General features: G+C 53.5%; 4 protein-coding genes. 2 read left to right on the forward strand and 2 right to left on the reverse strand.

What is annotated here, in order from left to right:
* The first annotated feature begins 95 nt into the window (after positions 1–95).
* Both QT231_RS06190 and QT231_RS06195 read left to right on the forward strand, forming a co-directional pair.
* Entirely contained in the window at positions 96–1454 is a 1359-nt protein-coding gene (locus tag QT231_RS06190; protein WP_308336047.1) for an NCS1 family transporter, read from the forward strand.
* A gap of 28 nt (positions 1455–1482) precedes the next feature.
* Positions 1483–2949, forward strand: a complete 1467-nt coding sequence (locus QT231_RS06195) for an NCS1 family nucleobase:cation symporter-1 (RefSeq protein ID WP_308336048.1) — start codon at positions 1483–1485, stop codon at positions 2947–2949.
* Between the two features lie 129 nt (positions 2950–3078).
* Here QT231_RS06195 and QT231_RS06200 read toward each other — a convergent pair whose 3' ends face one another.
* Positions 3079–8289, reverse strand: a complete 5211-nt coding sequence (locus QT231_RS06200; RefSeq protein WP_308336049.1) for a calcium-binding protein — start codon at positions 8287–8289, stop codon at positions 3079–3081.
* A gap of 27 nt (positions 8290–8316) precedes the next feature.
* Positions 8317–8958 (reverse strand): imm11 family protein, encoded by a 642-nt coding sequence (locus tag QT231_RS06205; RefSeq protein WP_308336050.1) that lies wholly within the window; start codon positions 8956–8958, stop codon positions 8317–8319.
* Positions 8959–9217 lie beyond the last annotated feature (259 nt).

A 9217-nucleotide genomic window follows, 5' to 3' on the forward strand; every position in this document is an offset into this window, starting at 1 on the left:
AGAAACACGAACGTCCAGTAGCACGCCACGCCGCAAGCGTTTCCCGATGTTAAATCGGGGATTAATAAAACCGATAATCTTGCGAGGACGACACCATGAGCGCTTCAACCTCCGCTCTTGCGTCAGAAGACCGATCCGATGTCGGATCGAAAGCACTAGGGGCAGAGAGCCTAGCCCCTCAACACACCCGGATTATGGGGCGCGGCTCCTACTTTCTGGCCTGGTTCGGCGGCTGCGTTTCCATTGGCACCTTCGCCATGGGCTCAAGCGTGGTCGGCACCCTGAACCTGTTACAAGCCACATTGGCCATTGCCATCGGCTGCTTTGTAATCGGCATTGCCTTGGCCATTAACGGGGCCGCAGGCTACAAATACGGCATTCCATTTATGGTGCAGGCTCGCAGCGCCTTTGGCTTTACCGGCACGCGGCTACCCGGCTTGGTTCGCGCGGTGCCTGCGGTGGTGTGGTACGGCTTTCAAAGCTGGATTGGGGCGGGGGCACTCAACATGGTGTCGGCCACCCTGTTCGGCTTCGACAACCTTATCTTCTACTTTATTACCTTCCAGTTTCTGCAAATCGGCCTATCGGTAATGGGCTTTCAGGGCATCAAGTGGTTAGAGAATATCGGCAGCGCCTTTATCCTCGTCTCGTTGATGTATATGTTCTACGCCACGGTGCAGCGCTATGGCGATGAGCTTTCTGCCAGCCTACTAACCATGGAAGGCTCCTGGGGCATGCCCTTCTGGGGCGCAACGATGCTGTTTCTGGGCATCTACAGCACCATGATGCTCAACGTTAGCGACTACTCCCGCGAGCATAAAAAGGGCACCGCTCAAAGCCTGCTGACCACTATCTACGCCATGTCGATTCTGCCCTGCACGCTGTTTATGGGTTTGATCGGCTATATGGTCTCCCAGGCCACTGGCACCGCCGATCCTATCCAGGTGTTTGCCAACGCGGTGGATAACACCCCGCTGTTGATGACCACTCTGCTGTTTATCGCTTTTGCCCAGGTCACCACCAACGTACTCAACAACGTGGTGCCGCCCACCTATGTGTTGATGGATGTCTTTAAGATCAAGTTCTCGGTCGCCACGGTGATCGTGGGTTTACTGGCTTTCGCCACCTTTCCCTGGAAGCTGGTTCAACCAGGCTCTGCGGCAGGTTTGCAGCTATTTGTGCAGACCTATTCCGCCTTTTTAGGCCCGATCTTCGCCATTCTGGTAGTGGACTATTACGTCATTCGCCGCCGCACGCTGGATATCGACAAACTGTATGACGTCAATGGCCCTTACCAAGGCGTTAACCTGGCCGCGTTTATCGCCACCGCGATAGGGATTGTGGCCGCGCTCTCTTTCTCGGCGATCTCCTGGTACGCCAGCCTGATACCCGCAGGCGTTAGCTACTACCTGCTAATGAAGTACTGGGCACCGTGCCAGCGCTTTAGCCAGTAACCCACTTGCCAACCTGCGAGCCAATACAATGAAAGAGAGCAATGACGTTAGTGACCTGGATATCAAACATATCGATCCCACGCTCTATAACGAGGATCTGGCACCACTGAAACCCCAGGATCGTAACTGGGGCGCCTTTGAGATATTTAACGTCTGGTCGAACGACATCCAGAGCCTGTTTGGCTACACCCTGGCGGCCTCGCTGTTTTTAACCTATGGCCTGAACGGCTGGGCGGTGATGGCAGCGATTATTCTGGCCGGTGTGATCGTGATGTTCTTGGTTAACCTAACCGGTAAACCCAGTGTTAAATACGGCATTCCGTTTCCGGTGATGGTGCGTGCCAGCATGGGGGTACGCGGCGCCAACCTGCCCGCGATGCTGCGCGCTATCGTGGGGATTTTTTGGTATGGCGTGCAGACCTACTTCGCCTCCACCGCCGTTACCCTGCTGATTACCGCGTTTGTTGGCGCAGGCGATGGCGGCACCTTCCTGGGGCTTTCCGGCGTGGCCTGGGTGTCATTCGTGATTGTGTGGCTGTTTCAGATCGCGATTTTCTGGCAGGGCATCGAACGCATTAAGCACTTCCTCAACTGGGCAGGCCCGCTGGTCTACGTGGTGATGTTAGTGCTGATGGTCATTGTTTGGTACCAAGCAGGCAGCGAGCTAATCCCCGCCATTGGCACCATTTTTAGCGGCGACGGTGAAACCAGCGGTAGCTCAATCGCCGCCTTTATGGCGATTGTCGGCACCATGGTGGCGTATTTTGCGGCGGTGGTAATCAACTTCGGCGACTTCACCCGCTTTGTGAAAACCGAACGCCAGATGAAGCTGGGCAACCTGCTGGGCTTGCCGCTTAACGTGGCGTTCTTCTCGTTTATCGCGCTGATTATTACCGCGGGCACCCTGGTACTGTTTGGCGAAGCGCTGACAAACCCCGCCGATATCGTTGAGCGAGTGGATTCATTGCCGCTGACCATTATCGCCGCCCTCACCTTCTTTGCCGCCACGGTGGGTATCAACCTGGTCGCCAACTTCATTCCCCCCGCCTATGATCTCGCCAACCTGTTCCCCAGCAAAATCAGCTTTAAAATGGGCGGCCTGATTACCGCGGTGATCGCGTTCTTCGTCGGTGCACTATGGCTTTCAGTCATCAGCCAGATTGGCGTACCCGGCTTTGTGAATGCGCTAGGCGCCGTCGTCGCGCCCTTCTACGGCATTATCGTCGTCGACTACTACCTGATTAAGCGCCAGCACTTAAATATGCAGGAGCTATTCTCATCAGCACCGGGCGGCGCCTACTATTACGTCAACGGCTGGAACACCCGCGCGCTTATCGCCTTTGGCGTGGCGGCGCTGTTCTCGCTATCTACCGTGTTAGTGCCAGCCCTATCCAGCCTTGGTGGCTACGGCTGGCTGATTGGCGCAGCCTTGGGTGGTCTGTTCTACTATGGGTTGATGCGGCAGTTTAAGGGGAACCCTATTCCTGCCGTATAGGCATCACATTAAGCAATGTATTAACAACAAAAAATGCCCAGACGCTAATTATCTGGGCATTTTTGCGTTGAGTGACGCGACGCAGTTAAGAACACGCCCCACCGATAACGAATGACATCGAGTTAACGCCTATATCAATATCAATTCATCCATCTCGTTGATCCCCAGCGCTCTCGGTGCATCCTCCATCTCTAATGGCTCAAGCGCCTCTTTTGTCAATTGGTGATCACCAACTTGAATGATATCCATGCGGCTTGTCTCATCCGTCTGCCAACTTGCGACCATTATGACGTCATCGCTACCCTCTACCTCAATCAGCAGACCAACATAATTATACGAGACATTCAACGCCGTATAGTCGATACCATCGATTATCAACACATCATGATCGCTTTCGGGATTCTCAGTGGTGTGCTGAATCATAGCCAGACCGTCACCCGCCGAAAAAACGAAGGTATCGCTACCGCCAGGATCGATCAAGGAATCGTCCCCCCTGCCACCGATCAACACATCATCTCCCATTCCACCATCCAGGATGTCAGGCCCCTCTTTCCCTTCTAAAATATCGTTCCCGGCTTTTCCATAAATAAAATCCATATCGATACCACCGATGAGCCTATCGTCTCCATCGGTTCCTTGCTCGGTGTTTATACCGCCGCTACCACCGCCTGGCGGTGAGTATTCAGGCACCATCGACTCAATATCAGATAGCGTCCATTCAACACCATTAGCGAAGCGAAGCGTTTCCACTTCGCTAGGATAGTTATTCGACAGGAAATCCGTGACAGTCAGTGTCTCACCACTGGCATTAAGTGTGACGATCAGATCATATTTATCACGGGAAACCGAGACATCAGTGGGTAAAACCTCCCGAAATTCGACCACGTCTACTCGTGCGGCATTATAAAGACTCACCGTGTTAACAGTATCGTTCCCGTCGCCAATGCCATAGAGCACTGTATCGACGCCTTTACCACCAACAATTTCGTCATCACCTGCGCCCCCATACAAAGTGTCGTTACCGGCACCACCATTGAGGATGTCATTACCCAAACCACCCTTCAGCTCGTCATCGCTAGCGTAGCCCCTAAGGTGATCATCGCCATCTGTCCCTTGTATCACCCTCGTTTTAACATGCTCAGACGACCACTCAGTTCCATCGAAGAACCGGATCGTTTCGAGCCGATTGAAGTTGTTTTCATCTTCCAGAAAGTAGTCATTAACAATGATCCGATCGCCATCATTAGAAGACTCCAAAACGAGCGCAAAATCATCGCGCCTTACGCTTATATCGTCGGGGGCAATTCCTTCCAGGAATACAATGACATCTGATGAATCAGAATGATCGAACGCGAAGTTATCGATAGTGTCGACACCCCAGTTTTTGGCAAACCAGTATTCATCACTTCCTTCCCCACCTTCGAGGGTGTCATGACCCGCCCCACCAATCAGCGTATCGTCACCTTTTCCACCTCGCAGTATATCGTTGCCGCCCTGGCCATTGATGAGTTCATCAAGGTCTGTTCCTTCGACGATATCGTTTCCGTTAGTCGTCGCAGTAAGTTTCGATGAGATTTTTCGTTGATCCCACTCTTCACCATTGGCAAACACTACGCGGTCTAAAGGCCCAGGCATTGATCCACTAGAAAAGTACAAGCCCACCTCAATTTGGTCATCGCCCGAACGAGAACTTAGTATCAGATTACTCTCTGCTCTGCCGACCTGGACGTCTCCAGGTAATACGCTATCGTCGAACTCAATGATATCGCTTTCAGTAGCGCCGATAATTTCATCTTTTCCCCAACCTGCGCTGAAGCGATAGGTGTCATTACCACCTCCACCCAAGATTATATCGTCTCCGCCGTCGCCCGAAATAAAATCATCGCCAGCACCGCCAGTGATGAAATCATCGCCGCTTCCGCCCGCGATATCGTTGCCTTCGTCACCGCCATAGAGGCTATCATTACCAGTCCCGCCATCTAAGCTGTTGAAACCACCACCGCCAAAAAGGAAGTCATCACCGCTACCGCCCTTGAGGTCGTCCCCGTCACTCCCACCTCTAATTTCATCATCGCCAGCCCCGCCATCCAAGACATTAAAACCGCTATCGACGATCAAGTAATCATTGCCAACACCACCAAAGAGTTCGTCGTCACCAGCCCCTCCCTTTAAGAAATCCCCGCCCATGCCGCCTGTGAGCGTATCGTTCCCATCATTTCCCTTGAGTAGATCGTTACCATCACCGCCATTGAGTTCGTCTGCGCCCTCTCCTCCAATTAACTCGTCTCGCCCCCGGCCTCCGTATAGTCGATCGTCTCCATCTTGCCCGATGAGTTTATCGTCGCCCTCGCCGCCATAGAGTTCATCTGTCCCATCACCACCCTCAAGCATATCGTCGCCAGCGTCACCGTAGAGTTTATCGTCACCGGCGCCACCGTCGAGGCGGTCATCACCATCCCCTCCCTTTAGCGTATCGGCGCCGCCACCGCCCTCAAGCGTATCGTCACCAGCATCACCGTAGAGCTCATCGTCACCGACACCACCGTCGAGGCGGTCATCACCATCTCCTCCTTTCAGCGTATCGGCGCCATCACCACCATCAAGCCTATCATCGCCAGCACCGCCGGTGAGCGTATCATCTCCCGAAAGGCCGAATAGGTCATCGTCCCCGCCGTCCCCTCGGAGCTGGTCGTCCTGGTCGTCGAATCCAATGAGTTTGAACGCACCATTCACACTAATGACGTTGCCGTGTAAATCTTCGAATTGATTTACCTGCCCAAGCCCCGCCAGCAGCCGTTCGAAGTCTGAGCCTTCGGCCACGCCTTGGGCGTTAAGCTGCTGGAGTAGCGCATCCGTCAGCGGCACATCGGCCCGTTTTAGGGTGTCAGCGAACTCCAGTATCCGAGCAATTCCCGACCATCCATCATTTTGAAACGCTTCGGAGAAACGATCTACTAGGGCTTGCGTTTCGAAGTGCCACGCCGAGCCATTGGTAGCGATGCCGACCTCCCCAAACCACTCGGCATGATGGGACTCAATCGCCAAGCTAGCGTATACCTGAGCGGCTAGGGCTTGATACGTTTCCGTGAGCGACCGCGCCGCATTAGGGCCCGGATCATTCAGCCCAGCATTGGTGCCCGCCCCTTGCACGAATTTTTCACCCATGAAGGCCTCTACCGCATACAGCTTTCTGGCATCCTCGATATACTGCCCTCGGCTATCGGGCGCGTGCGCGTTGGCGCCCGTCCACGCGAATAGCAGCTCATCAATGAGAGCGTGGCGGCGGGCAATATCCTGTTCTGCGCCAAACTGTTCGATCAATTCGCCTAACCGGCCGCTTTCGTCTAGCGCTACCGCGGTGTGCAAATCGTGCACGTTGCCGTAACCCACCAGGCCGGGGCCGACCGTATCGTCGCTCGGTGGGGGCGTGCCATCGCGGGTATCCATCAAATCGTGCTGAAACCAGACATCGGTCAGCGCAGCGTCGCTGCCGTCAGTGCGGGTAAAGCTACCAAGCTGCAAATGCAGATTACCGGCCTCATCCGTTTCTGACGCGGAATCAAACGCAATACTGAGCGAGGCCACCCCGGCGTCTGCCAGGGAGCGCAGCTCCCCTGCCTGCACACGACCATCGCCGTTTTTGTCCTGCCACACCTGCAGGCTAGCGAAATCTGCATCTTGCGCATCGACAACCCCATCGTCGTTGGTGTCGAGTACGGCCAGGGAGGCAAAGCCATGTTCTGCTTTCTCGCCATCTTTCCCGAGCGAGTGATTGCCAAACAGTTCGCTGCCGTCGCTGATCTTGCCATCACCGTTTTTGTCCCATACCAGCAGACCATCGTCCGGGCTGACCCAGCCGCTCTTTTCAGCGAAACCATTGCCGTCGTGGTCAAAATAGGCCCCATCGGCGAGGGCAATGGTTTCCACCCCATCGCCGTCCAGATCCAACACCAAGGGCGAAACGACCTTGCTGGCATAACCGAACTCGCCCTTAAGCCAGGACATAAAGCCGTCGGAGAGCATATCCACCCAGTAAGGCGCATCATGAACGACCTTGCCGATCAGCTCGCTGATATTATTCAGGCCATCGGCGATCCCATAAACAGCCCATCCATTAGCCACCCAGGCCGCAGCGCCCGGCCCGCCCACAACACCGGCCAATACCGTCGTACCGACAACCATAAATGCACTCAGTACAATAGAGGCACCGAACGTCTCGACATCCTGACGCATCGGCTGCCAGTCGCCGGTATCCAGGCCGTGTTTGAGGCTATCGTAGGAGTGATTAAGGAACTCACCGGCATCGCCGACGATACCGCCGCCAACGCCCACCAATGATTTTTCAAGGCTGAGGCGGATTTCCTGATCCAGCGCGGTAAAGGCCTCTGGCAACTGCAGGTGCCGCTGTTCGAGTTCCATCGCCAGCCCCGGGGCAGCCGCCATCGATACCTGAGTAGGCCCGTGCTCCGTGTGCAGTGTCTGAGCGAGCGGCTGGCCGTCGTTATTGATGCCCGACTCACGCCGGAATGTCTCTTCTGCCGACAAAGGTTGGCCGTCAGCTTTTGCCTTATCGTAGCTGTTCTTATAGAAGATATTGGAAATGTCACCCCCCTTACCCTTCGCAGGGCTTGAGGACTCCATGCTCTTTCGAATATCCGCCAGCTCGTTAAGAGACTTCTGGTAATTTTCTTCACTGATCACACCCAACTCGTAAAACGCTTTGGTTTGTTTCTCAGTGACCAGCAAGCGGTGTTCGGTGTTAACCTGGCCATCCGTGCCTTTATCGGTAATATCCGCCTCCTTAAAATGCTCGATAAAGTCACCCAGGCCATCCTGGGTCAGTACATCGGGGGCGGTGTAGTCGAGTTGTTTGGCTTTCCAAGCCTGATTCAGACTATCTGTATTAGTAAGCCCTCCAGACAGGGAAAGTGTCTCGCCGTTATAACTGGCAGTGCCGTTGGAAACCTCAACCGCAAAACGCGCTAAGTCGAAAAAGGCGATTTTCTTTTGTTCGTCACTCAGGATGTCACTAGGAGTATTGAGTATGCTTCTAACTTGCAATATTAGAAATTCATTATACCCTGGATGACCACCCTCGTGATGACTACCGCCGATACCGATATCGCTATAGAGACTGTCGCCGTTTAACAGCGATTGCTTGATCGTCTCGGCCTGCGCCGAATCGCGATATAGTGCGGTCTTATTCTCCATGCTGTCGCGGAGATTAAGATAGTCGTCGCCAAACAGTCCTTTTAAACCTTTCTTCGCCTCAGTATCTTTAAAAAGTTGATTCGGCAAAATATGATGAATCTGAAAAAGATGCTTTATACCGTCGGCCATGCCCCTACTCCCCTTTAAAAGATTGAATTAGTGCAGATTGGAAACGACACGACAGCGATAAGGTCGCAGTTTTTGTGTTAGTTTTTCGGCTTTAAGCGCCTCTTCCAAGCGATCACTCATAAAAAATGAATACATGATTTTTTTTTCCATCCACAAATCAACGCCGTTTAAAACAGATTTATCAAAGGCTAGGCTGTTTTTATTATTCGCACGCTTTGCTTGCCATACATCCTTCCTCATAAAGACGGTATCTGCCTCCGGCGACTCCTCCGGCACAAAAGTATCCTTGGCCTCACCAAAAGCCAGGACGAAGTAATCGCCTTCGAACGGTGTTTTGCGGTCATGGTGAAACAGCTTGACCGGATACAGCCCCGTTTGGCCCAGCTCAAAACGACGCAGCACCTCGGCAAAGCGCCCGGAAATCACCCAGAAGCCACCTCCCTTAAAAACATCAGGTACCTGTTTAATTTCTTCGTATTGGCTCGTGATATACATTTCGCGAGGGAAGCGTTCAGCGGGCAGCGGCTCACCGCTATTGGCTCGTTTCATGGCGTCATAGGCTTTATCCTCATCTTCCAGATAATTATCTGCGTCGAAGGCGTAAAATAGCTCTCCATCGGTCAAGCAGTTGGTGGCCCAGACGCGGGCATCAAGGGTTCTGTAGCTCATGGTGTTTCTCCTGTGTTGGTTGTTGGTGTTGCGTTCGTTTAGTCCAAAACGTAGGCGTCAGTGTTTGGCCACTGCATCGACGCTGACGGTTACGCTCTCGGTGGCGCGTTCACAAGCTGATTGGGCAGCTCTTGTAGTGGTCAACTAATCCCGGACAGTAATTTAAGATTTTCCTCAGCCACAACGGGAGGCATGCCATCGTTAAACGAGTGAGGGCGCTGCTGGTTGTAGTAACCCATCAGATAGCCACTAACGTCCT

Source organism: Halomonas sp. SpR1, assembly GCF_031010175.1.
Classification (GTDB): Bacteria; Pseudomonadota; Gammaproteobacteria; order Pseudomonadales; family Halomonadaceae; genus Vreelandella.

Bases quoted from the DNA above. Each gene is read 5' to 3' on its own strand.
- QT231_RS06205 (WP_308336050.1), bottom strand. From the start codon at position 8,958: ATGAGCTACAGAACCCTTGATGCCCGCGTCTGGGCCACCAACTGCTTG.
- QT231_RS06190 (WP_308336047.1), top strand. From the start codon at position 96: ATGAGCGCTTCAACCTCCGCTCTTGCGTCAGAAGACCGATCCGATGTC.
- QT231_RS06200 (WP_308336049.1), bottom strand. From the start codon at position 8,289: ATGGCCGACGGTATAAAGCATCTTTTTCAGATTCATCATATTTTGCCG.
- QT231_RS06195 (WP_308336048.1), top strand. From the start codon at position 1,483: ATGAAAGAGAGCAATGACGTTAGTGACCTGGATATCAAACATATCGAT.